At 65.3% G+C, this 23,414-nt stretch carries 20 protein-coding genes; 8 read left to right on the forward strand and 12 right to left on the reverse strand.

Features of this window, described 5'->3' with window-relative positions:
* Position 1 precedes the first annotated feature (1 nt).
* Positions 2 to 787: an SDR family NAD(P)-dependent oxidoreductase gene (locus VIM12_RS01735; protein WP_414691733.1), complete on the reverse strand. Its 786-nt coding sequence runs from the start codon at positions 785 to 787 to the stop codon at positions 2 to 4.
* Between the two features lie 209 nt (positions 788 to 996).
* On the opposite strand from VIM12_RS01735, the gene VIM12_RS01740 reads away from it, so the two are divergent.
* Both VIM12_RS01740 and VIM12_RS01745 read left to right on the forward strand, forming a co-directional pair.
* The gene (locus VIM12_RS01740; RefSeq protein ID WP_331939882.1) at positions 997 to 1,413 is read left to right on the forward strand and encodes a response regulator; all 417 of its coding nucleotides are present in this window, start codon (positions 997 to 999) and stop codon (positions 1,411 to 1,413) included.
* A gap of 87 nt (positions 1,414 to 1,500) precedes the next feature.
* Positions 1,501 to 3,132 carry a response regulator gene (locus VIM12_RS01745; protein ID WP_331939883.1) on the forward strand — a complete coding sequence of 544 codons (1,632 nt, stop codon included), beginning with the start codon at positions 1,501 to 1,503 and terminating at the stop codon, positions 3,130 to 3,132.
* Between the two features lies 1 nt (position 3,133).
* Here the strand turns inward: VIM12_RS01745 and VIM12_RS01750 are convergent, their stop codons facing one another.
* From VIM12_RS01750 to VIM12_RS01760, 3 genes are read right to left on the reverse strand one after another with little or no spacing between them, the layout of a single operon-like run.
* Complete coding sequence (locus VIM12_RS01750) at positions 3,134 to 3,589, reverse strand: response regulator (RefSeq protein WP_331939884.1); 456 nt, start codon at positions 3,587 to 3,589, stop codon at positions 3,134 to 3,136.
* Positions 3,590 to 3,597: 8 nt separating this feature from the next.
* Positions 3,598 to 5,838, reverse strand: coding sequence for an ATP-binding protein (locus tag VIM12_RS01755; RefSeq protein WP_331939885.1), 2,241 nt, complete (start codon positions 5,836 to 5,838; stop codon positions 3,598 to 3,600).
* Between the two features lie 50 nt (positions 5,839 to 5,888).
* Positions 5,889 to 6,488, reverse strand: a complete 600-nt coding sequence (locus VIM12_RS01760; protein WP_331939886.1) for a biliverdin-producing heme oxygenase — start codon at positions 6,486 to 6,488, stop codon at positions 5,889 to 5,891.
* A 401-nt stretch (positions 6,489 to 6,889) separates the two neighbouring features.
* Here VIM12_RS01760 and VIM12_RS01765 point away from each other — a divergent pair, with 401 nt between their 5' ends.
* Positions 6,890 to 7,414 carry a PaaI family thioesterase gene (locus VIM12_RS01765; RefSeq protein ID WP_331939887.1) on the forward strand — a complete coding sequence of 175 codons (525 nt, stop codon included), beginning with the start codon at positions 6,890 to 6,892 and terminating at the stop codon, positions 7,412 to 7,414.
* A gap of 87 nt (positions 7,415 to 7,501) precedes the next feature.
* The gene (locus VIM12_RS01770) at positions 7,502 to 8,701 is read left to right on the forward strand and encodes a hybrid sensor histidine kinase/response regulator (protein ID WP_331939888.1); all 1,200 of its coding nucleotides are present in this window, start codon (positions 7,502 to 7,504) and stop codon (positions 8,699 to 8,701) included.
* Between the two features lie 141 nt (positions 8,702 to 8,842).
* Here VIM12_RS01770 and htpX read toward each other — a convergent pair whose 3' ends face one another.
* From htpX to VIM12_RS01785, 3 genes are all read right to left on the reverse strand, one after another.
* Positions 8,843 to 9,715, reverse strand: a complete 873-nt coding sequence (htpX, locus tag VIM12_RS01775; RefSeq protein WP_331939889.1) for a protease HtpX — start codon at positions 9,713 to 9,715, stop codon at positions 8,843 to 8,845.
* A 99-nt stretch (positions 9,716 to 9,814) separates the two neighbouring features.
* Positions 9,815 to 10,195, reverse strand: coding sequence for a hypothetical protein (locus VIM12_RS01780; RefSeq protein ID WP_331939890.1), 381 nt, complete (start codon positions 10,193 to 10,195; stop codon positions 9,815 to 9,817).
* A gap of 44 nt (positions 10,196 to 10,239) precedes the next feature.
* Positions 10,240 to 10,746: a CinA family protein gene (locus VIM12_RS01785; RefSeq protein WP_331939891.1), complete on the reverse strand. Its 507-nt coding sequence runs from the start codon at positions 10,744 to 10,746 to the stop codon at positions 10,240 to 10,242.
* Between the two features lie 242 nt (positions 10,747 to 10,988).
* On the opposite strand from VIM12_RS01785, the gene VIM12_RS01790 reads away from it, so the two are divergent.
* Positions 10,989 to 12,599: a diguanylate cyclase gene (locus VIM12_RS01790; protein ID WP_331939892.1), complete on the forward strand. Its 1,611-nt coding sequence runs from the start codon at positions 10,989 to 10,991 to the stop codon at positions 12,597 to 12,599.
* Here VIM12_RS01790 and VIM12_RS01795 read toward each other — a convergent pair.
* Both VIM12_RS01795 and VIM12_RS01800 read right to left on the reverse strand, forming a co-directional pair.
* Positions 12,596 to 14,239: a CHASE domain-containing protein gene (locus tag VIM12_RS01795; RefSeq protein WP_331939893.1), complete on the reverse strand. Its 1,644-nt coding sequence runs from the start codon at positions 14,237 to 14,239 to the stop codon at positions 12,596 to 12,598. The two genes, VIM12_RS01790 and VIM12_RS01795, sit on opposite strands and share 4 nt — an antisense overlap.
* A gap of 347 nt (positions 14,240 to 14,586) precedes the next feature.
* A complete protein-coding gene (locus VIM12_RS01800) occupies positions 14,587 to 14,991 on the reverse strand; it encodes a hypothetical protein (RefSeq protein ID WP_331939894.1) in 405 nt (134 codons plus the stop codon).
* A 138-nt stretch (positions 14,992 to 15,129) separates the two neighbouring features.
* Here VIM12_RS01800 and VIM12_RS01805 point away from each other — a divergent pair, with 138 nt between their 5' ends.
* A complete protein-coding gene (locus VIM12_RS01805) occupies positions 15,130 to 15,933 on the forward strand; it encodes a helix-turn-helix transcriptional regulator (protein ID WP_331939895.1) in 804 nt (267 codons plus the stop codon).
* Here VIM12_RS01805 and VIM12_RS01810 read toward each other — a convergent pair whose 3' ends face one another.
* From VIM12_RS01810 to VIM12_RS01820, 3 genes are read right to left on the reverse strand one after another with little or no spacing between them, the layout of a single operon-like run.
* Positions 15,934 to 17,178, reverse strand: coding sequence for a hybrid sensor histidine kinase/response regulator (locus VIM12_RS01810; protein WP_331939896.1), 1,245 nt, complete (start codon positions 17,176 to 17,178; stop codon positions 15,934 to 15,936). It lies immediately after the preceding gene.
* Complete coding sequence (locus VIM12_RS01815) at positions 17,168 to 18,646, reverse strand: ATPase domain-containing protein (protein WP_331939897.1); 1,479 nt, start codon at positions 18,644 to 18,646, stop codon at positions 17,168 to 17,170. The genes VIM12_RS01810 and VIM12_RS01815 overlap by 11 nt, the downstream gene beginning before the upstream one ends.
* A complete protein-coding gene (locus tag VIM12_RS01820; RefSeq protein WP_331939898.1) occupies positions 18,643 to 19,068 on the reverse strand; it encodes a hypothetical protein in 426 nt (141 codons plus the stop codon). The genes VIM12_RS01815 and VIM12_RS01820 overlap by 4 nt, the downstream gene beginning before the upstream one ends.
* Positions 19,069 to 19,592: 524 nt before the next feature.
* Between VIM12_RS01820 and VIM12_RS01825 the strand changes: the two genes are divergently transcribed.
* Together VIM12_RS01825 and VIM12_RS01830 are read left to right on the forward strand one after the other, a co-directional pair.
* Positions 19,593 to 20,606 (forward strand): hypothetical protein, encoded by a 1,014-nt coding sequence (locus VIM12_RS01825; protein ID WP_331939899.1) that lies wholly within the window; start codon positions 19,593 to 19,595, stop codon positions 20,604 to 20,606.
* Positions 20,607 to 20,893: 287 nt separating this feature from the next.
* A complete protein-coding gene (locus VIM12_RS01830; protein ID WP_331939900.1) occupies positions 20,894 to 23,404 on the forward strand; it encodes an EAL domain-containing protein in 2,511 nt (836 codons plus the stop codon).
* Positions 23,405 to 23,414: the final 10 nt, after the last annotated feature.

Genomic DNA, 23,414 nt, shown 5'->3' on the forward strand with positions numbered 1-23,414 from the left:
GCTAGACCATCGGCGGCTGACCATTGGAAGCGGTCAACCCGCCGTCGACCGGCAGGTTCACGCCATTCACGAACCGTGCATCCTCGCTGGCCAGAAACGCGATGACCGCCGCCACCTCTTCCGGCTCGGCGCCCCGCCCCGCGGGTATTCTCTCCCGGAATTTCTCCATGATCCGCGGATCGTCGAACATGTCCTGCGTGAGATTGCTGCGCGTCAGGCTTGGACAGACCGCATTGACACGCACGCCATCCGGCCCATGGTCCAGCGCGAGCGCACGGGTGAAGTTGGTGACCGCGCCCTTTGCGGCGTTGTAGTAGCTCATCCCCCAGTCCCCGCCCAGCCCGGAAACCGACGACACGTTGATGATGCAGCCCCTGCTTCTGACCAGTTCCGGCATCGCTGCCCTGCAGCCGTAGAAGACGCCGTCGACGTCGGTTGCCATCACCCGCCGCCAGTCCTCCACGCTGGCCTCGGTAATCTTCCCTTCCGGCGCGATGCCGGCGTTGTTGACCAGGACGTCGATCCGGCCGAACCGGGCAACCGTGTCCCGCACCAGCCCCTCGACGTCCTCGCCCTTTGCCACATCCGTCACCCGGACCATCGTCCGTTCCTGCGGCAGCGCACGCCTTACCGCTTCCAGCTTGTCGGCAGTACGCCCGGCGAGCACCACGACCCCGCCCTCGGCGGCAAACCTGCGGGCGGTCGCCTCGCCGATGCCGGAGCCGGCCCCGGTGACAATGATCACCTTGTCCTTGAATCTCTCCACTGTTCCTCCTGTCAAAAACATGTGCTGCCGCTGATGCAAAAGCCAGGCCCGGGAGGCCGCCCTTCTCCACCGCGCGCAGGATCGGCTGGGGGACCGGCAGCTTTTACAATGGCGCAGCCCGCCTTTTTTAACGTATGACAAGAATCAATATTTCCGATCCGTTAGAATACGAAGTCCATTGAACCCTGCGTGGCGTCCTGCCGGCTCGCCCTCGCACAACCACCATTGACATGTCCGATCAAAATTCCGCCCCCTTGCACGCGTTGATCGTCGAGGACAACCGCGACCTCGCCAGGCTGTTCAGCGATCTGCTGGAAGTGCTGGGGTGCAAGGCCGACATCGAGTGGAACGCCGTCGCAGGACTGGAGAAGGCGGCCAGCCTCCGCCCCGACATCATCTTCTGCGACATCAGCATGCCGGGCGAAAAGAACGGATTTGACGTCGCACGCGAGATCCGCGCCATGCCCGATCTCGAGCGCACCTGGCTGATCGCGGTGACCGGATACGACAACGCCGAGACCTGCGACCAGGCCATCGCGGCCGGTTTTGATCGGGTATTCGCCAAGCCGGTGAAATTTGCGCAAATGCAGGCAGTGCTGGACGACGTGCGCGGCAAGCGCCGCGGCGCCGGGCAGCAGCCAGGGTAGCGGATTGCGCATCGCCCTCGCCACCGAACGCCTGCAGTTCCCCTTCGGCGCTGCCGCCTAGCCCTTTCCGGTGACCGTCTCCGAACAATGAAGACAGGATCGACATTCCATACCGTCCTCCTTATTGACGACCAGCAGATGGCGGAAGACCTCGTCGGGCAGATGCTCGTCGAGCAGGACGACATCCGGCTGCAGTACCTGGCAGATTCGACTGCCGCAGTCGCGACCGCCGCCAGCGTGCTGCCTAGCGTGGTGCTGGTCGACCTGCGCATGCCGGGACTCGACGGCTTCGGCGTCACGGCTGCAATGCGTGCGGATCCGCGCACGCAGGAGCTGCCCATCATCCTGCTGTCATCCGAGGACAGCGCCGATGTCAAGGTGCGCGCCTTTGCCGAAGGGGTGAACGATTACCTGGTGAAGTGGCCCGACAAGCGCGAACTCGCAGCCCGCATTCGCTACCATGCCGGCGCCCACCTCACGCGCAAGCAGCGTGACGAGGCCTTCCTGTCGCTGCGGCGCAGCCAGCAGGAGCTGTTGCAGCGCACGGAAGAACTTGCGCAGAGCCAGGCGGCATTGCATCAGGCGCAAAAAATGGAAGCGATCGGCCAGCTGACAGGCGGGGTCGCGCACGACTTCAACAATGTCCTGCAGGTCATCAGCGGCAACCTGGAGTTGCTGCGCCTGATGACGCGCGGGAACGATGCCGCACAAAGCCGCATCGCGGCCGCCTCGGTCGGTGTCGACCGTGGAGCCAAGCTCGCGGCGCACCTCCTCGCCTTCGCCCGCCGGCAGCCGCTGCAATCGGTGGTCATCAACCCCGGCCGGCTGCTGCGAGACATGTCGGAACTCCTGCGGCGCTCCCTCGGCGAACTCACCACGGTGGAAACGCTGCTGGAAGACGCGTTATGGAACATTTGCGTCGATCCCAGCCAGCTCGAGAACGTCATTCTCAACCTCGCGCTGAATGCGCGCGATGCCATGGGGCCGAGCGGTCGCCTGACGATCCGCGCGCAGAATGCGGTGCCCGGCGGAGACGAGGCGAACTATCCCGAGCGCGGCGAAGGCGACTATGTGCTGATTTCGGTCTCCGATACCGGGAGCGGCATGCCGCCGGATGTCCTGGAGCGCGCATTCGAACCCTTCTTCACCACCAAGCCTGCGGGACAGGGCACCGGCCTGGGCTTGAGCATGGCCTACGGCTTCGTCAAGCAGAGCGACGGCCACATCCGCCTGGAGAGCGAGCCGGGGCGCGGCACTGCCGTGAAGATCTTCTTGCCGCGTTGCAGGGAGCTGGCGCCAGCGCGTCTGGCGCCGGCAGACGCCACCATGGTGGGCGGCAAGGAGACAATACTCGTGGTGGAGGACGAACATGACGTCCGGGACACGACCGTCGTCTTGCTCAACAACCTCGGCTACCGCACATGTCAGGCAGCCGACGCTCAGGACGCCTTGCAGATCCTCGAGAACGGGACCCACGTGGACCTGGTGTTCACCGACGTGATGATGCCGGGCCCGTTGTCCAGTGTGGAGTTTGCCGACAGGGCGCGTACGCTGCTGCCCGGCTTGCAGGTCCTATTCACGTCGGGCTACTCGGAAGGCGTGATTGCCCATGGCGGGCGACTCGATCCGCGCATCAACCTGCTGCCCAAGCCGTACACCGCGGAAGCGTTGTCGCAGAAAATCCGGCAACTGCTGAACCTGCCCCGGAACCGCGGCTGAATCAGGTCTTGCGGATGTAGCGCGTCGATCCGGGGGGCGGCTCGTTGAGCACCGCCCAGAACACGCCGAGATCGGAGATTGCGCGCACGAACTCCTCGAAATCGACGGGTTTCACCACGTAGGCATTGACGCCCAGCTGATAGCTGCGCACCACGTCCTGCTCCTCGCGGGACGAGGTCAGCATCACCACCGGGGTGCTCTTGAGCGTTTCGGAAAACCGGATATGGCGCAGGACTTCGAGGCCGTCCACCTTGGGCAGCTTGAGGTCGAGCAGGATCACCGCCGGGTTTCCGGTCGGCCGCTGCGAGAACGCACCGCGGCACTCAAGGTACTCGAGCGCCTCCGCGCCGTCCCGCACCACCACCACCTCGTTTGCCAGTCGGCTCTTCTCGAGCGCAATCAGCGTCAACTCGAGGTCGTTCGGATTGTCTTCAACTAGCAGGATCGGTTTCAACATGGTCGCGCCTATCCGATTGAGTTTTGCCTGGGTAGCGAGAACGAAAAGCATGCCCCGCCATCGATTGCGCCGTCAGCCCACACCCGCCCGCCATGTCGCTCGACGATGCGGCGGACGTTCGCCAGCCCGATTCCCGTGCCCTGGAAGTCCTCCATGCGGTGCAGCCTCTGGAACACCGAAAAGAGCTTGTGCGCATATTCCTTGTTGAAGCCGACGCCGTTGTCGCGGACATGGAAAAGGTGTTCGGCTTCGGTCTCCTCGGCGCTCACACGGATCCTCGCCTGCTCGCGGGGTCCGGTGTACTTTACGGCATTCGACAACAGGTTGTACACCGCCAGCTGCAGGAAGGTGGGGTCGCCGTGCACCGTCGGCAGGTCGGCAATCTCCCATTCGATCTGGCGATCGCCGATCTCGATCGCGAGCTTCTCGCGGCAGGCCTGCACCAGGTCCGTCATGTTCACCAGTGTGGGGCGCAGCGATGCCCGTCCCATCTGAGAAAAGCTGAGCAGATCGTCGACAAGCTTGCCGGCGAAGCGGGCGGAATCCTTGATGTTGCGCAGGAAGCGCACCCGCCGCTCGGATGCGTCGCCGGTCTCGAACTCGAGCAGCAGGTCGCTGAATCCGACGATGTGGCGCAACGGCGCCCGCAGGTCGTGCGAGACCGAGTACGAAAACGCTTCCAGCTCCTTGTTGGCCCGCCCCAGCTCTTCCGCCAGCTCCGCCATCTGTTCCGCGCGCTCAAGCACGATGCCGAGCAGCGAGGTGCGGAATTCGAGCGCCATCTCGAGCTCGCTCGGCCGCCACGGTGCGCTCGTGCCATGCACCGTCTCGCGCCAGGTCTCGAAGCTGGTACGTGGCGTGAGGGCCGCCCTCGGGTCGCCGTCCGCGGCCTTCGCATGCGGGTTCCCCGCCCAGTCGATGACATGCAGGATCTCGGGCCGGAACCAGATCACATAGTGATTGTGGATGCGGGAAATCGGCAGCGCCAGCACGCCGCTGGCGTTGCGCTTGATCGGGGCGCCGCCCGGGTAGACCGACGACAGCGCGTCGGTATGGAACAGGTCCGAGTGGCAGTTGGCGCCAAGCCATTCGGCCAGGCGCCTGATCTCTGCCTCTTCCGGCGCGTCGCCGTAGCAGACCAGCCGGTCCTCGAACAGGATCGCCGCACCGGATGCGCTGGCGAAGCGCAGCAACTGCGGCGCCACGGAGTTCATGTTCTCGACGAAGTTCGGGCCCTGCGTCAGGCCGGACAGCATCGATACCAGGATCCTGCGCAATTCGAGGCGATAGTTGTATTCGTCATTGTCTTCGCGCGACTCGATGCGCAGCGCCAGGATCTGGGCCAGCTGCTCGCAGGTCGCGCGCGCCTCGAACGGCACGAAGCTGGGCGCCGCGTTGTGACAGGAGATCAGCCCCCACAGCTTGCCCCGGATGACCAGCGATACCGACATCGAGGCGTAGGTACCCATGTTGCGCATGTACTGCAGGTGTACCGGCGACACGCTGCGCAGCGCGGCAGGACCGAGGTCGGTCGGCTGGCCGGTGAGGGGATTGTGGGCGGGCACCAGCCGGGCGGGGACATAGTCTGCATCCGGAATCAGCCGGATGCGACTGGTGACGTAAAGCTCGCGGGCCTGGCTCGGTACGTCGGAGGCCGGAAAACGCTGGTGGAGATAGGCGTGGTATTCGTCGTCGCGCACCTCGGCGACCACATGGCCGTGGCCGTCGTTGTCGAACCGGTAGACCAGCACGCGGCCGTACTTGGAGACGCGCTTGATCTCCCTTGCCGCAAGCACGCTCATCTCCTCGACGGTGTCGGTATCGTGCAGCGCCGAGAGGAAGTTGCCGATCAGCGGATAGAGGTGGCGGAAATCCGCGGCTGCCTGGCGGTTGACGGCCTCGAATTCGAGTATCGTCAGACCGTCCCAGGCGTGGGCAAGCAGATCGTAATTGGAACCGCCGACGGAGATCGCGCCATGATAGGACGGCCGGGGACCGACCTCGCCTTTCGCCAGCTCGGCCGCTACCTGCCGCGCAGCTTGCTCGCCGAGCACCGGATGCAGCCCGCTTCCAAGCAGCGCGTCCGGCGTACGGCCGAGATGCTCGGCAACGTTTTCGCTGACCTGGACGATCACGCCGGCGGCGTCGAGCGCAAGCAGGAAACCATGCGGCTGTATGCTGCCGGGAATGCGGATCGGCTCGTTAGCGCAAGCGCTCAGGTCAACGGTGGAATGCGTCTTTGTCGCCATGTCCCATGCCAGTTTGATGTCCGTGGCGTCGGGTGCCACGCATCACATCGTCAATTGCAGCCAACGCGCAAGCGCTGGCGCTGCGCGAACCATGCTGCCAGTGAAGCAAATGCATCCGCCGCGGCGGCAGCAGCATCGCGGCGTGCTTCGGGTGTGTCCAGTTCAGCCTCGGCGCATGCAATGAAGCTGCGCCAGAAACCTGCCTGCTCGTCGCCATAGCCTTGCAGCCATCGCGGCGACCAGGGTTCGAGCGCCGGCGCCAGCGCACGCCCCAGAACCCGCGTGCCGAGTTGCGCCCCTTCGATCACGTAGGCGACGCCGAACCGCTGCGCCGCGGTCGCGAGCGCCGGACGGTAGCCGGCCACGGGCAAGGCTGCGATCTCCGCCGGCGCCATGCCCGACGCGCGCAGGTCCTGCTCGATCCAGGCCAGCTTGTCCGCCCTTGCCGGCGCGACCAGCGCCTCCGGCCAGTTCGCTCTCCAGAGGCGCTTCTCGAACGTCGCCAGCCAGCCCCACATGTCCTGCAGGTAGCACACGAACTCCTCGCGTCCGGCGTCGCGGGACGCAACCGGTAACGACGCTTCGAGTTGTTCGTGGAGCGCGCGCGTGGCGTCGCGCAATGCGGACAAGGCCGGCGACACTTTTTCCATTGGAGCCCCGATACGGATGACAGGAGAAGCAAACCGTCACCGAGGGGGAAGATCGATGGCCAGCCTGTTTTGACGGCATTTTACTATCAACTCACCGCGGCGGTTTGCTGCATGCCTCGCCCCCGCAAGGGTGCGGGGGCTGCGCATGACGTCGGCCGGCCGTGCAGCTTCACACAAAGGCGGTTTTCCCCTCTCGTTCGTTGCCGGACCATTGAGGGGACGCGCTGCTGGCGACAAAAAAACGGCCCGCGTCGGGGCGGGCCGAATCCCTGACAGGACCGCCCAGGGAGGAGACAAGGGTTCATGCGCGCATGAATGGCGGTGCAAGAAATGTATGATAGTGTATATACATGTTTTCCGCCCGCCGGGCCGACGCATACTTTTTTTAATTGGAGAGACGCATGAATGAAGCAGAGATCCTCGCCCAGTGGCAGGCAGACGAAGCTGCAGTCCGACCCGCGCTGCTGCCGCCGGGGGTCGCGACCAGGGAACAGCTGCGCGAGCGCACCGGCATCGCATTCCTTGAAGACATCAAGCGCGGCGTGCTGCCGCCGGCGCCGATCGCCGCGCTGCTCGATTTCGTGCCTATCCTCGCCGACCACGGGCGGATGGTGTTTCAGGGGACGCCCGGCCCGCAGCACTACAACCCGATCGGCATGGTGCACGGCGGATATGCAGCAACGCTGCTGGATTCCTGCGTCGGCTGCGCCATCCATTCCGTCCTCCCGGCGGGCAAGGGCTACTCGACGCTTGAATTGAAGGTCAACTACATCCGGGCGCTTACCGACAAGACCGGGCCGGTGCGGGCGGAGGGGCGCGTCATCAATGTCGGCAACCAGGTTGCCGTCGCGGAAGGACGCATTACGGACGTGCAGGGCCGGCTGTACGCGCACGCCACCACCACCTGCCTGGTTTTCCCGATCTAGCGGGCAGGAGGCACGGGGCCCGGCCAGCCGGCTTTCTCGCTACACTTATGGAAATCCTGCGACGCCGAACCCCCGACGCCACCACCCATGCCCAACGATCAGCAGCACAAGGACCAGGCCGATACCGGCGCGTCCAGAATCAAGGTAATGCTGGTCGATGACCAGCCATTCATCGCTGAAGCGCTTCGCCGCATGTTGAGCGACCAGCCCGATGTCGACTACTGCTTCGAGTCCGATCCCCATGCGGCGATCGCCACCGCGCTGGCGCAACGGCCCACCGTCATCCTGCAGGACCTGGTGATGCCGCAGGTCGACGGCTTCGCGCTGCTGCAGCAATTTCGCACGCATCCTGCGCTGCGGCAGGTGCCGGTCGTCGTGCTGTCGAGCCGGGAGGATCCGCAACTGAAGGCGCAGGGTTTCGCTCTCGGCGCCAACGACTACCTGGTGAAATGGCCGGACAAGATCGAGCTGCTCGCGCGTGTTCGTTACCTGTCGAATGCCTACCTGAGCCTGTTGCAGCGCGATGCGGCGTTCAGCGCACTGGCTGAAAGCCAGGAACGGCTGGCGCGGGCCAATGCCGAGCTGCAGAAGATGGCGCAGCTGAAGGATGAGTTCGTCGCGACCGTGTCGCATGAATTGCGCACGCCGCTGACATCGATACAGGGCTCGCTGTCGCTGCTTGACGGCGGCGCCGCCGGCGCCCTGCCGGAAGCAGGTAAAAAACTCGTCAGCATTGCAAGCAAGAGCTGCGATCGCCTGGTGCGCCTGATCAGCGACCTGCTCGACGTCGAGCGCATCGAATCCGGCAACATGGAATTCGACATGCGCCCACACGACCTGCGGTCGATTCTCGAGCAAGCTTTCGACGCGATGCAGGGATACGCTTCGCAATACCAGGTGCAGATGAACCTGCAGCCGGCTTCCGCGGCGCTTCCGGTCCTGGCCGACCGCGACCGCATGATCCAGGTGGTTGTCAACCTGCTGTCAAATGCCGTCAAGTTTTCGCCGCCCGGCGGCATCGTTCGTCTTTCCGGTACGACCGGGCCAGGACGGGTACGCGTCTCGGTGATGGATGAAGGCGAAGGCGTGCCGGAGCATTTCCGGGACCGCGTATTCCAGAAGTTCGCGCAGGCGGAATCGGGCAATGCACGCCGCCGCGGCGGCACCGGGCTCGGCCTGAGCATCTGCAAGCGCATCGTCGAGGAGCACGGCGGCACCATCGGATACGACAGCACAGCCGGCGAGGGCGCTACCTTTCATGTGGACCTGCCGCTGCAGGGGCAGTGACCCGCTGCGCCATCCCGGCGACGAGAACGAAAGAGGCCCGTGACGGAACCGGTTCCGCATGCGCCTGAAACAGAGAGTCCACTGCTTTTCCATCCGCCCCCGCTTCAAGGCGCCTGCACCGAAAGCGCCGTCACCCTTCCATTACTGGGCCTGCTGCAGGCGGGCGATACGCTCCTCGATCGAAGGATGGCTGGAGAACAGGCCCGCAACGCCGCCCGAAATGCCATGCGCGGCCATGCTCTTCGGCAGTTCGCCCGGCGCCATGCCGCCCAGCCTCTGCAGCGCGGAAATCATCGGCCGCGGCGTGCCGAGGATGCTTGCGGCGCCACGGTCAGCGCGGTATTCGCGCTGCCGGGAGAAGTACATGACGATGATGCTGGCGAGGATGCCGAACAGGATGTCGCAGACGATCACGGTCACCGTATAGCCGATGCCCGGGCCGCTGCTCTGCTCGTCATTGCGACGCAGGAACTGGTCCACCGCGTAGCCGACCACGCGCGCGAGGAAGGTGACGAAGGTGTTGACCACGCCCTGGATCAGGGTCAGGGTAACCATGTCGCCGTTGGCGATGTGTGCGACCTCGTGCGCCAGCACCGCCTCCACCTCCTGCCGCGTCATCGATTCGAGCAGGCCGGTGGATACCGCGACGAGCGAGCTGTTCTTGGTGGCGCCGGTGGCAAAGGCATTCGGCTCGCCCTGGTAGACCGCCACCTCCGGCATGGCGATCCCGGCGCGCTGCGCCTGCCCCGCTACGGTGTTGACAAGCCAGCGTTCCGTCTCGTTGGAGGGGCTCTCGATCACGCGCGCGCCGGTGGACCACTTGGCGATCGGCTTGGACAGGAAGAGCGAAATGAACGCGCCGCCAAAGCCCATCAGGCCGGAGAATATGAGCAGCGTGCCGAGGTTGAGGCCGTTCGCCGTAAGGTATTTGTTGACGCCGAGCAGGCTGGCGGAAACGCCAAGCACCAGCATGATGGCGAGGTTAGTGCCAAGAAAAAGAATGACACGTTTCATTCGGGACTCCAGGGATGTTTCGGAGTCCCGATGGTAAACGCCGGGGGTAGTCTTAAAAAGCGAACTTACACGGAGTTTTTCTTCTTAAAAACGGAAGATTCACAAACTGCTTCCCGACCGGCCCGGCTGAATATGGCGTGTGCGACTTTGCGGATCGACGGCGCCGAAGCCGCCCATGATGTCCGCCGCCCGTCCGCTCTGCGCGTCATCTTCCGCCGCCACCGTCAGCAGCACGCTCGCGCCCCATTCCGGCGACGAGTTGCCATAGGCATCGGTGCGCTCCTCGAAACCGAATTCGTCCTTGGGGCCCGTACCGGTGTCCTTGTCGTCGAGCAGCCCGTTGTTTTTCACCGGGCCGGACTCGCTCTGCATCACGCGCACTTCGATCACCTCCGGATCGAAGCCGTCGTCGACCAGCGCCTGCCGCGCGGCCTGGGCTGCTTCGAGAGTGTCATACGCTCGGATCACTGGATCGGTCATTGCAAGGACTCCTGTAAGTGGTGGAAAACATCCGGTCCGTTCGGTCAGGCCCGCTTCTGCTGTTCGAGAAAGGTACTGTGGTAGTGCCAGATGCGGCTGAGCGCGTACTCGGCGGAAGTCTGGCGCACTTCGTTGCGGTCGCCGGCAAACCGGCGGGTTTCGGAAAAGGTCACGACACGCTCGCCCTGCTGGAACGACCATGCGAAGCAGACGGTCCCAACCGGTATTTCACCATCGCCACCGGGGCCGGCAAGGCCGGTATCTGCGATTGCCACGTTCGCGCGGCTTGCCCGGAGCGCACCCTCTGCCATTTCCCGCGCCACTTCCTCGCTGGTGAGGTTGTACCGCTCGATCGTTTCCGCTTTTACGCCGAGGCAGCTGATCTTGGCTTGCGGCGAATACGTCACGAATGCGCACTCGAGCCAGCTCGCCGAACCGGGCGCCTCGGCAAGCGTGGAAGCGACCAGGCCGGCCGTGCAGGACTCGGCGGTGACGAGCTTCAGCTTGTTCTCTTGCAGGTAACGCAGGACACTGTGCAGGTTTTCGTTCATGAGATAAGTAAGTTTCCCGGCAGCGGGTTGCAGTCCATGCGCCGTTGATGTCTTTGGGTACCGATGGATGTCGATGGATGCCGGCAAGTGCCTGCGCCTTCCTTTTGGATGCATGGAGGGGTGAAATGTTCTGCAACCCGCCAGCTTTCATTTGCACCCTGCCCGCGTGTGCACGATGAGCAACAGCGTTGCCGTGGGATACCCGTTCGGACATAATGCCCGCTTACTTTTAGTCAACGCCAATGTCACTGACTTCCCCCAACTCGATCGAGGACCGGCTCTACGTGCTGCAAAGCCGCTGGGACCGGTATGCGGCGGAAGGCGGGTTCGAGCAGTTCATCGAGTTTGCGGTCGCCGTCAACAGCCTCGCCGAATATTTCACGCGCATGCGCCTGCCCGGACTGGTCCGGCTGTGCGAAGGACTCGAGAACGCCGCCCTGATGCGGCTCGGCGCTCCCGGCACCCATCCCATCCCTGCGCAGGACATGCAGTCGCTGCAGCGCCAGCTGGATGCGCTGGCCGGTTCGGTCGCCAGTTCGCGCGCGCCGCGCACGGGGCGGCGCGACCAAGAGATGGCGCCGGCGTCCGGCGCGGACTGGATCAAACCGCGTTCCGTCTGGATGACTGCCGCCGACGAACGGATCGAGATGGCGGATGCACTCACCAGCCAGCTGCAGTTCTTCGGGTTCAAGGTCAGCCGGATCGGATGGCACGACGGGCAGCTGCCGGCCGACAAGCCGCTTGCAGTGCTGTTCGTCCCGGCGGGCGATGACGCGCTTCCGGATGAATACGCCCGCATCTCGGCGATACGCGCTGCCTGCCCCGCCAGCCAGCTGGTCTACCTTGGCGTCCAGTCCGCCATCGAGCCCATCGTCGACTTGATGCGGGCCGGCATCGACATCACCATTCCCGCCGAAGACCAGCCGGCCATGGTGCTCAACTGCGTGCTCGACCTGGTGCAGACCAAGGAGCAGGAACAATATCGGGTGCTGGTCGTCGAGGATTCGCGCGTCGCGGTCGCGCTGATACAGCGCACGCTGGCACAGCATGGCATCGACACGCGGGCAATCAACGATCCCTGCACCCTGCTCGAGGTGCTGGCGGACTACCGGCCCGACCTGGTGCTGATGGACATGCACATGCCGCGCTTCAACGGCGTCGAGGCGACCCGGGTGCTGCGGCAGATGACTGCATACAACGCGCTTCCCATCGTCTACCTGTCCGGCGAATCCGAAGTGGCGATGCAGGTCGAAGCCTTGCGACTCGGCGGCGACCAGTTCCTGATGAAGCCTTTCAACCCGGTACTGCTGGCCGCCGTGGTCAAGACCCGCATTGAACGCTTCCGCGAGGTGCAGCGCTCGACCCGTCTCGACGGCCTCACCGGACTGCTCAACCATACGGCAGCCAAGTCCCGGCTGTCGGCGCTGATGGAGGAAGCGGAGGCGCATGCGGCGCTGACCGTGGCGATGATCGACATCGACCACTTCAAGTCGATCAACGATACATATGGCCATCCGGTCGGCGACCAGGTGATCCGGGGCTTGGCATGGCTGCTGAAGGGCCGGTTGCGATCGGTGGACCTGATTGGCCGCTATGGCGGCGAGGAGTTCATCGTCGCGCTGCCCGGTGTGACGCTGGACCAGGCCGTGCCGGTGATCGATCGCATCCGCGCCGATTTTGCCGAACTGCCGCACGCGCATCCGGGCGGCGCGCTCCACGCCAGTTTCAGCGCCGGCCTCGCCAGCTTCCCGATGGTGCATACGGCGGCGCGACTCACGGAGGCCGCCGACAACGCCCTCCTGGAGGCCAAGCGGATGGGGCGCAACCGCGTCGAGAAATTCCGCGACCACTAGCCTGCAGCCGCAGGGCCGCCTCCGGACGAGGATACTGGCGGAGCAAAGCGTACCGTCGCCCGGCCTGCATTCTTCGCCTCATACATCGCCAGGTCGGCGCTCCTGACGAGCGTCTTGCCGTCACTGCCATGCTGCGGATACAGCGCGGCCCCGATGCTTGCCGAGATATGGAAGGTATGGCCTGCCACCTCGTAGGGCGCCGTCAGTCGCTGCAGTATCTTGTCCGCTACCTTGCGGGCGGCCGCCTCGCCGTCGATGTCGGTCAACAGTGCGACGAACTCGTCGCCGCCGAGGCGCGACGCGGTATCGGATTCGCGCATGCATCCCTGCAGCCGGAGCGCAACATCCTTCAGCAGCAGGTCACCATACGCATGGCCGAAGTTGTCGTTCACCGGCTTGAAGCGGTCGAGGTCGATGAACAGCAGCGCGATGCTGCCCTGGCTGCGCCGCGCCTTGGCCAGCGCCTGCCCCACCCGCTCGTCGAGCAGCTTGCGATTGGGGAGGCCGGTGAGCGCATCGTAAAGGGCAAGTTGCAGGGCCTGGTCCGCGGCCTGCAGTGCACGGGCGCGATCATCGAGGAACAGCCACGTCAGCAGCGCAATCATCAGGCTGATGCTCACCCCCGCCTGCAGGATCAGTTGCGGCCGGTCCGATCGCATCCGTTCGTCAAAAGCGGGCAAGGCGCCATGCACCACTGTCCAGGTGCGGTCGGCGACGACCAGCGCATTCTTGCTGTGCATGGGAAGACCGGCGGCGCGGATGTTCTCATGGGCGTCGTACATCAGTCCGGCGGACGTGATGTCCGTGCCATCGTATATCTCGACGTCAAGGTCCGTATTGGACTCGCCGATCCCGCGCATGAAGTCCTCCGCGCGAAACGGCGCATACACCCAACCCACCAGGTTGCGACGCCGTTCATCCAGCGTCGAGTGCGGCTTGTCGTTGCGGTAGACAGGCAGGTACATCAGGAATCCCCACTGGATCGCGCCGCCCCCCTCCTGCACCAGGATCACCTTGCCGGAGAGTGCCGGCCGGCCTTCGTCGCGCGCCTCGCTCATCGCCTGGCGCCGGTTCGGCTCGCTGTACATGTCGAAGCCGAAGGCGCGCAGGTTGCGGCCGGAGAATGGTTCGAGGTACACGATCGACGTATACATGTCGCGCGGGCCCTCCGGTGTAACCGTATATTCGGGAAAACCATCCGCGCGAACGGCGGCAACATGGCGATCGAGATCCGCCGCAGGGATCACCTGTGCAAAACCGATGCCCTGTATGCCGGGGAAGTTTTCGGGCAGGGACAGGGCATTGACGTAGGCCCGGAACTCTCCTCGCGTGACCTCCTCGGCCGCGCTGAAGAAGCCGACGGTGGCGCGCAACACCTGCTCGTAGATGGCGATGCGTTGCCGGATGCGCTCGTTCGATTCCTGCACGCCGAAATTGAACGCGGTTTCCACGGTCTGGTCGGCGGCGCGCTGCGCGGTATCCCACAACTTGTAAGTCACGAGCAGCGACAACGCGAGCAACGCGGCAGTCAGCAATTCCCTGGCGCGGAACAGCTTCAGTATCCGTTGTCTGCGAATCTCGGAATGTTTCATGCCGGTACCGGCCGCGTCGATGTCGGGTGAGTGAGAAATGATCATCATCGCGGTCGCCCGGTTCCGCCGTCTTGAGATCATGCAATCGCGGCGCCCGGCCGTTCGCCCTGCGAGCGCTTGCTTGCAGGAAGGAAAGCAGCGAAGGAAGTGGCAAAAGGAACAAGCAGTCGGCGACCGGGTCATACAGCCAGCAGATGCGCGTTTTGCGCAGGGCTTGACCAATGGAGGTTCAGATGAGAAAGATGATCATGCTGGCGGTGGCCGGTTTTCTATGGAAGCAGATGAAGGCACGCATGATGGGACGCGGCGTTCGCCGCGCCCGCTACTGATCCGCCTTGAGCGGACCGGACGTCCCGCCGCGCGGGACGCGCGAGGCCGCGTCCGGCCACGCGACTTCAGTATGCCGCAGCCGCCCGGGGGCGCCGCACTGCCGTGAACTCGAGCTCGGCAAACACGGCCACCACGATCGCCTGCGCCAGCACGAACGCGTATCCGAGGGCGGTCGGCGCTACCCATCCTGATAGCAGCAGGCCGATGCTGTCCACCACCCAGATCCCGTTGACGACAATGATCGCCCATACGCCGCCGTGGCGGATTGGACGACGTGTTGCAACCCAGGCCACCAGGGCCGCAAACGGCAGCAATACCAACCCGGCGGCCTGCACCAGGGCCGCCGGCAAGCCAAGCAACGGTTCCAGCGACTGGGCGCCTAGACTCATCAACAGGCCGGTTGCGCCGCTCGCGGCAGCGTCGGCAAGCAGGACACGACGGAGGAAGAGGGGCGAGTCGAGCGAAATCATGGCATTTTCCTTTCAGGTTGAGGTGGAATCGCGGCGCGCCTTGATGCCGCGCTGAGTTCATCATCGTGGGCGCCGCGCATGCAGTCGATTACGTTGGAGGTAATGGGGTGCCGGCCGGCGATAGGCTATGATCCGGCCATGATGACCACTGCCCGCCCCGTCGGAGAGCACCTGCGCGAATGGCGCCAGCGACGCCGCCTCAGCCAGCTCGACCTCGCGCTGGAAGCCGAGATCTCGACCCGCCACCTGAGCTTCATGGAGACCGGGCGTTCCTTGCCCAGCCGCGAGATGGTGCTGCATCTGGCCGAACGCCTCGACATACCGCTGCGCGAGCGAAATGCGCTGCTGGTCGCGGCCGGATACGCACCGATGTTTCCGCAGCGTCCGCTCGACTCGCCGCAGCTGGAACCGGCCCGCAAGGCGATGGAACTGGTGCTGGCCGGACATGAGCCGTATCCGGCGCTGGCGGTGGATCGGCACTGGAACCTCGTCGCGTCCAACAAGGCCCTTCCGCCGCTGCTGGCCGGTGTGGATCCCTCCCTGCTGACGCCGCCGGTCAATGTGTTGCGGCTCAGCCTGCATCCCCAGGGCGTGGCCCCGCGCATCGCCAACTATCATGAGTGGCGCACCCATCTTCTCGAGCGCTTGCGTCGGCAGATCGCCGCCAGCGGCGACCCGTTTCTCGGCCAACTGCTGGATGAGCTGTCCGCCTTTCCCGCTCCCCCGCAAGCCGGGACGCCGCCGGATGGACGGCACGGCGAATTCTCCGGCGTCGCGGTGCCGTTTCAGTTGCGCACGGAGGCGGGCGTACTGTCCTTCATCAGCACCATCACGGTATTCGGGACGCCGGTCGATGTCACGTTGTCGGAGCTCGCGCTGGAATCCTTCTTCCCCGCCGACGCGGAGACGGCAGCGGCATTGCGCTCGCTGGCCGGCGGATGATCAGTGCGGGCCGAGGAGCATCAGCAGGGCGTCGGGATCGACCGGCTTCACCAGGTAGTGGTCGAAACCGGCGCGCTCGGCGCGGCTCCTGTCCTCCGGGCCGCCATACCCGCTCAGGGCGACAATGCGCGGCGGCGGGTGGGGATGCCGGGCACGTAATTGCTGCGCAACCTGATAGCCATCCATGCCCGGCAGGCCGATGTCACAGACGACGACGTCATAGACGTCAGCCAGCGCCATTGCCAGTCCGTCGGGACCGGTCGCTGCACAGCTCACGCTGTGCCCTTCCAGCGTCAACAGTTCGCGCAACATGGCACTTGCATCGGCGCTGTCCTCGATCAGCAGCACCCTTGCCCGTGCGCTGGCCTTGCCGCTTCGCCGCCCATCCTGCGCGATGTCCTCCGGGCGCGCACAAGGCAACGTGACCGTGAAGCGACTGCCTTTGCCGCTGCCCTCGCTCCATGCCTCGACCGTCCCGTCATGCATTTTCACGAGGCTGCGCACGACGCTCAGGCCGATGCCCATGCCGCCTTCGGAGCGGGCCAGTCCGCGCGGTCCCTGCAGGAACAGCTCGAACACCTGCGGCAACAGGTCCGGGGTGATGCCGATGCCATTGTCTTCGACAATCACCCTGGCGCCTTGCCCGTCCGGTTCGACAGACAGGGAAATTGCGCCACCCTCCTGCGTGAATTTCGAGGCATTCCAGAGCAGGTTGGAGAACACCTGTGCCAGCCGCGCAGGATCACATTCGACCGCCAGAGCCTGGTCGGGAAGGCTCACCCGCAGTTGCTGCTGGCGCTGATGCATCTTGGGCTGCACGGTCTCGACCGCACGCTCGATGACCTCGGCCAGCGCGGCGACCTTCTTGCGCAGAACGATCTTGCCGCTGCTGACACGCGCCGCGTCGAGCAGGTCGTCGAGCAGCCTTGCCATCTGCTCGACCTGGCGCTGGATCACGCCGTGCAGGCGCGGCAGGTCGGGATGGACTCCGGAGAGGCGCTCCAGCAGGGCCGCGGCCATGCCGATCGGCGCCAGCGGGTTGCGCAGCTCATGGGCGAGCATTGCGAGAAATTCATTCTGCCGGCGGTTGGCGGCCTCGGCTTCGTCACGCCGCGCCTGCGCGTCGACCGCTGCAATGAGCAGGTTCTGGTTGGCGTCACGCAGTTGCGCGAGCAGTTCATGTGCCCGCTGCGGGTCTTCCGGCTGCCCGTCGCCCCGGTCGGCCATGTCGGCGTTACTCGACATCGTTGTCGGACCGGCGCTGCAGCGGGCGCCCGGACAACAGGCCTTCGTACTGCGGCATCGCGGCGCCGATCTCCAGACCGCGCTCGGTAATCTCGAATGCGTGCAATTCCCTGCTGTGCCCGCTGCCGCGCACCTTGACCACGGTGATCAGCTTCTGCAGGCGGCTGTCGACCTCGACGTAGCGCAACGCGATCACGGCGTCGGTCAGGAAGGATATTTCCGAATGGGAGAAGCGCATGTCCGTGAAGCGGTCCTCGAGGCCCAGGGTGACGATGACGCTGACCCCGCTCTTTGCCAGCGAAGTGAGGATGCGGAAGACCGCCTCGCGGAAGTTGTTCCTGTACTCCGGCGCGAGGAAAAGACCCAGCTCGGACAGCGAGTCGATGACCACGCGGGTGGCGCCCGACTGGCGGATTGCGGTGAGCAGGTCGTCGAGCAGCTCCTCTACCGGCAGGTCGATCGCGCGATGCTCGACGGCCACGACATGTCCGGCCTGGATCAGGTCCGCCAGCCGCGCGTTCCGCAGCCGGGACGCCCCCTTCTCGAACGTGGCAACGACGCCCTTCTCGCCCAGCCGCGCGCCTTCCTCAAGGAAGTGCGTGGCGAGTATCGTCTTGCCGACGCCGGTAGGGCCGACAAGGAGCGCCGAGTGGCCGGCGGGCAGTCCGCCGCACAGCAGGGCGTCCAGGCCCGGCGTGCCGGTGGGGACGCGGCGGGGATTGGTGTCCACCGGCGTGCCCGGGTGACGGTCCGCTGCAAGCGTCGGCAGAATGCGCGGAAAAATCTCGATGCCGCGGTCGTTGATGCGGAAGGTATGAAAACCGCCGAGATGCGCCTGGCCTCGCATCTTGACAATGCGCGCCTTGCGGATGACCGAGTTCTCCGTCACCTGCTGCGACAGTGCGACCAATCCGTCCGCAACGGTCAGGATCGGATTCGCCTCGGTCTCCGGATGCATGTATTCGCCGATGAGGAATGTGGTCGCCTGCCAGCTTGCCATCCGCGTGCCGAGCTCCTGCACGAACTGCTGGAGGTCCGCGATGCCCTCATTGCCGCCGCGCGCCGTCTGCACTACCGACCGGAAGGAATCGACGAAGACCAGTCCGGGCGAAAAGCTTTCGACTTCCTTCGTGATCCGCTCGAGCACGCCGCTGAAGTCGCCGCTGCGCAGGTCCTCCGCAAGGTTGATGTACTCGATGTCGACGCCGACCTTGGCGAGGTCGAAGAACGCATACTGCTGCTGGTAGCGCAGCATCTTGATCGGCGGTTCGCCAAGGACCGTGAAGAACAAGGCCTTGCGCTGCGGCCCGGCCAGCGCAAACATGATCTGGTGCGCCAGCGTCGTCTTGCCGCTCCCCGGCGCGCCGGCGATGAGATTGAAGGAGAACTCGGCAAGGCCACCGCCCAAAAGAACATCGAGCCCCGGGACACCGGTGGACAGTTTGCCCAGGGTCACTTTTCCGGTCATTTGCGTTTCTCCTTTGTTTCCATTCCGTTCTGCTCTTCCACCCAGGCCGATGCCAGGATGCTGTTGGTGAGCGCATCACCGACCAGCGCGGCAAGCAATCCCGTGAAAATTTCAATCAGGCGTGTATTCGCCGCGTTCCCGCCGGCAGCAGCGGCCAGGTCCTGGTCCAGGATGCGGAAAAGCGCGTCAATCGTCCTGGCCGTCTCGTCGACCGTAATCCCAGGCTGGTCCGCGGCCGCGAGACGGAGAGCACGGGCGTAAAGCGCCGTGAAACCGGCGTCGCCGACCAGGGGCACGAGTTTTACGGAAAGCTGACGCCAGCGGCGCAACGCATGCACGCCGTCGTCCGCCGCCGCATTGCCGCTCGCCCGACGGAAAGCCGAGTCGATGAGTTGCTGCCGCTTGTCGTTTTTGGTGTGCATGCGTGGCAGATTTGAAAAAGGGCCTTGCGTTCCGTGCGAAGAGGAACCTTGCCTTCGGAGAACGATACCGACAGGCCGCCCGAAGCGTAGGCGTGGTTTTCCTTTGTTTCCGGCGATGCATTATACGCATCTGGTTCCGCCGTGCTATTCGGCAGCCGGCACGAGTCCAGCTGTGGCGAAAGCCGAAATCGCGTTGCCGTGGCGGGTTGCGGAATGCGTGTTTTTCACTCGCGCATCACAACTTTCAGAACTTCATTTCCGAGCAGAACAAGGGCGAAGAAACAACAGCAAACTGTCCTCGCAGCACCCCGTTGACGGTTCTCAAGCAGGCGTCCACACCCGTCAGACATGATGGCCAAAAAACAAGTTTTCAGGGGGCTACATCATGATCGAGGTGACACGTGTTTCAATCAAATCCAGGTAATCGAATCGCCGTCGGCGTCCTTTGTGCTTTGCTCGCCGCATGCGGCGGTGGTGGCGGCGGGTCTTCCTCAGGAGCAAGCAACACCAGCGGTGCAGCACCGGTGCGGGGCATCACGCCTTCCGGAGACGCAACGCCCGTCGAGCAGACGCTTCCCGATGCAACCGAGGCACGCTTCAATCAACCCGTCGGCCTTGCAATCGATACCAGCGGCAACCTCTACGTCGCCGACAGCGCCAACTTCGTGGTGCGAAAAGTTGCAGCGAACGGTGCGGTGACGACACTTGCGGGTTCGGCCGGCGCCAGCGGCAGCAGCGACGGCACCGGCAGCGCGGCACGTTTCTCGGCGTTGACCGGTATCGCGGTGGACGCCGGCGGCAACGTCTACGTCGCCGACAACAGCGCCATCCGGAAGATCGCTCCTTCCGGCCTGGTGACGACGCTGGCAGGCGTTTCCGGCGCCGCCGGTTACGCCGACGGCGCGAGCGGCGCCGCGCGCTTCAACCGTCCCTGGGGCATCGCCGCGGCTGCCGATGGCACCGTCTATGTCGCCGATTCCGGCAACTACCTGATTCGCACCATCAGCAGCAGTGGCGTGGTCGCCACCCATGCAGGCACCTACGGCACACGCGGCAGGGTCGACGGCGCAGCGGGCGCGGCTTCCTTCCTGGGACCGCAGGGCGTCGCGCTGGATGCGGCCGGCACTCTGTACGTCACCGACTGGTTCGGCCCGCCGGCACCGAACATTCCGGAAGGCAGCACCCTGGTGCGCAAGGTCGCGGCCGACGGTTCGGTTACCACGATGGCGGGCACGATCGCCGGCGAAACCGGCCCGGCGACTTTCCGCGACACCTTCGCCATCGCTGCCGACGGCGCCGGCAATGTTTTCCTCGCTGCAGGAAACAGGGTGAGCAAGGTCAGCGCGAACGGCACGGTGTCGGCGGTAACCGCAAGCGGCGCCCCGTTCCAGTCGCTGGAAGGGCTGGCGATCGACGGTAGCGGCAACCTGTATGTCGCCGACCGTCCGAGTCACGCGCTGAGCAAGGTCACGCAAGCCGGCGCCATATCCCTCCATGCCGGCAAGCCCGGCGAAGCAGGCAGCGCCAACACGCCCTGAGCCCGGCTCGCGCATTGCCCGGTCGTTGCGGCGACCGGGTAATGCCTCGCCGGGAACCGCGCCCGTGCTCCCGGCACTGCCGGCCGCCGTTCCCGCCGCAGGCGGCGGTTTCCGGTGAAGCGCGGCTCCCCCAGATCAGGCAACGCTGCCGCGGGCATTCCGCCGGGCCGGCAGCGCCCATTCATCCAGGTGAGGCAATGCCGACCACACAGTCCTTCCCCTCGCGCCTTTCATCCGCATCGCCACCCGCGCACACAACCGCCCGCCCCGCCATATCGTGCGCTGTCATGCTGCTCAGCACGGAAGGCATCATCCTTGGCTGGAACAGGCAGGCCGAAGCGCTGTACGGCTATGCCGCCGAGGAGGCCATCGGACGGCCTGTCGGCTTCCTGCATATCGACGCCGCGGCCGGCATGCAGGAAGCGGCGCAGGAGATACGGAACGCGCAGGCGCTGGGGCGCCACGATGCGGAAGGATGGAATCGCCAGGCAAGGGGATCGGTGTTCTGGGCGGCGAGCACGTTCGTCATGCTGCCGGAATCCTGCCTCGGCGTGCGCGCCTGCGCCAGGATGGTGGTCGACCTGACGCCGTACAAGGCCCTCGCGGCACGCCTGCCGCTGGTCGTTACAGGCAGCTGGCGCTGGAATCCGGCGACCGGCATGGTTGCCGTGTCGCCGCAGTGCATGCGCATGCTTGGGCGCGCCGGCAACGCACCCGTCCAGGCCCGCGCATGGGTGCAGCGCGTGCATGCCGAGGACCGGCGGCTTCTGCGGCAGCTGATGCGGCAGAAGCCGCGACCGGTGGCGGCACCGGCGGAGACCGCCTCACAGCGTCCGCCGATGCAGGCCGAACTGCGCATGCGAACAGGCGACGGGCAGTACCGCTGGTTCCGCCTGCAGGCGGAATGGCGGCGCGAGGGCGCAACAGGACTGCAACTGCTCGGAACGGGCGTGGACGTGCACGATGCCCGTCCGGCGAGGGAGGACAGCGAACGGCTGGCTCGCGTATTGCAGTCCTGTGCGCGGGGCGTCGAGGGAAATGCCGGGAACGACGCAGCCTTGCGGCTCCTCGCGGAGATCTTCCGGGATACGCATCGGTTGCGGACCGGCGAGACCGCCCGGCAGATGGAGCAGGACCGGATAAGGGCAAGCCTTGCCGTGCTGACCGACAGCGTGTTGGTTGCCGACGGTGCCGGCTGCATCGACTACCTGAACCCCGCCGCGGAGCGGATGACCGGCTGGACGCTCGCGGAGGCGCGCGGGTTGCCCGCGCAGTCGTTGCTAAGCATCCGCTTTCCGCAGGCAGCGCATGAGACCGACCTCATCACCGATTGCCTTGCCGCCGGCCCCGGCGAGGCCAGGTTCCGGCACGGGCTGTTGCGCTCCCGCGCGGGTAAGGAACATGCGGTGGATGTGACGGCGTCCCCGATACATGGAGCGGATGGCCACCTGGTTGGCGTGGCGATCGGGCTGCATGACGTGACCGCCATCCACGCGCTGCTGAATACGATCGCCCACCAGGCAAGCCACGACCCGCTCACCGGATTGCTGAACCGGCGGGAATTCGAAGCGCGCCTGCAAGCCGCTCTGGAACAGGCAAGGGCGGGGTGCGAGTCAGCCGCGCTGATCTACCTCGACCTCGACCAGTTCAAGATCGTGAATGACACCTGCGGGCATGCCGCCGGAGACGCGCTGCTGCAGCAGCTTGCACGTGCATACCGCGCGGCGGCACGGGAAGTCGATACCTTCGCCCGTCTTGGCGGCGACGAGTTCGCGCTGGTGATCGCCCGCTGCACGACGGACGAGGCCGGGCGTGTCGCCGCCAGGCTGCTGGACGCGACCACCACCTTCCGTTTCGACTGCGGCGGCCGGACCTTCCGTGTGGGCGCCAGCATCGGCGTCGTGCCGATCACCGCCCGCGCGGCCTCGGTCGAACAGCTGATGCGGCTGTCCGACCATGCCTGCTATCTCGCCAAGGAGCATGGACGCAACCGCATTCATGTGCACAGGGAGAAGGATGCGGCGATGAGCCGGCGCATGAACGACATGCACTGGGTCGGCCGCCTGAACGAAGCGCTGCGCGGCGACAGCCTGGCGTTGTACTACCAGCCGATCGCACCGCTGTCGCAGGACGGCGGCAAGCTGCACTACGAGATCCTGCTGCGGCTGAAGGAGCGTGACGGCGGCTGCGTCGGACCCGGCGCCTTCCTGCCCGCGGCCGAGCGCTTCGACCTGATGCCGGCGATAGACCGCTGGGTGCTGAAGAAGGTGCTGGAGTGGCTCGAAGGCGAGCCCGAGCACGTGGAGCGGCTCGACATGGCAACCATCAACCTGTCGCGCCGCACGCTCGCCGACGAATCGTTCCAGCAGTATGCAATCGCCTGCCTCGAGAAGTCCCCGGTACCGGCGCACAAGCTGTGCTTCGAGATCACGGAGAACGGAGCGATTGCCGATCCCGTGCGCACCATCCGCTTCATCGAGACGCTCAAGGACCGGGGCTGCCGCTTCTCGCTCGACGACTTCGGCACCGGGATGACGTCCTTCTCCTACCTGAAGCTGCTGCCGGTGGATTTCATCAAGATCGACGGCTCGTTCGTCACGATGATGAAGGACAGCGCGGTCGACCGCGAGATGGTGCGCTTCACGAACGAGATCAGCCACATCATGGGACGGCGCACGATCGCGGAGTACGTGGCCGACGCCGCCATCTACGAACGGTTGCGCGCGCTGCAGATTGACTATGCCCAGGGCAACTGGATCGGTGCGCCGCGTCCGCTCGATGCAAACATGGCGCAGTGACCGCAGCGAC

Origin of the sequence: Noviherbaspirillum sp., assembly GCF_036563305.1 — a bacterium.
In the GTDB taxonomy this organism is placed as follows: domain Bacteria; phylum Pseudomonadota; class Gammaproteobacteria; order Burkholderiales; family Burkholderiaceae_D; genus Noviherbaspirillum.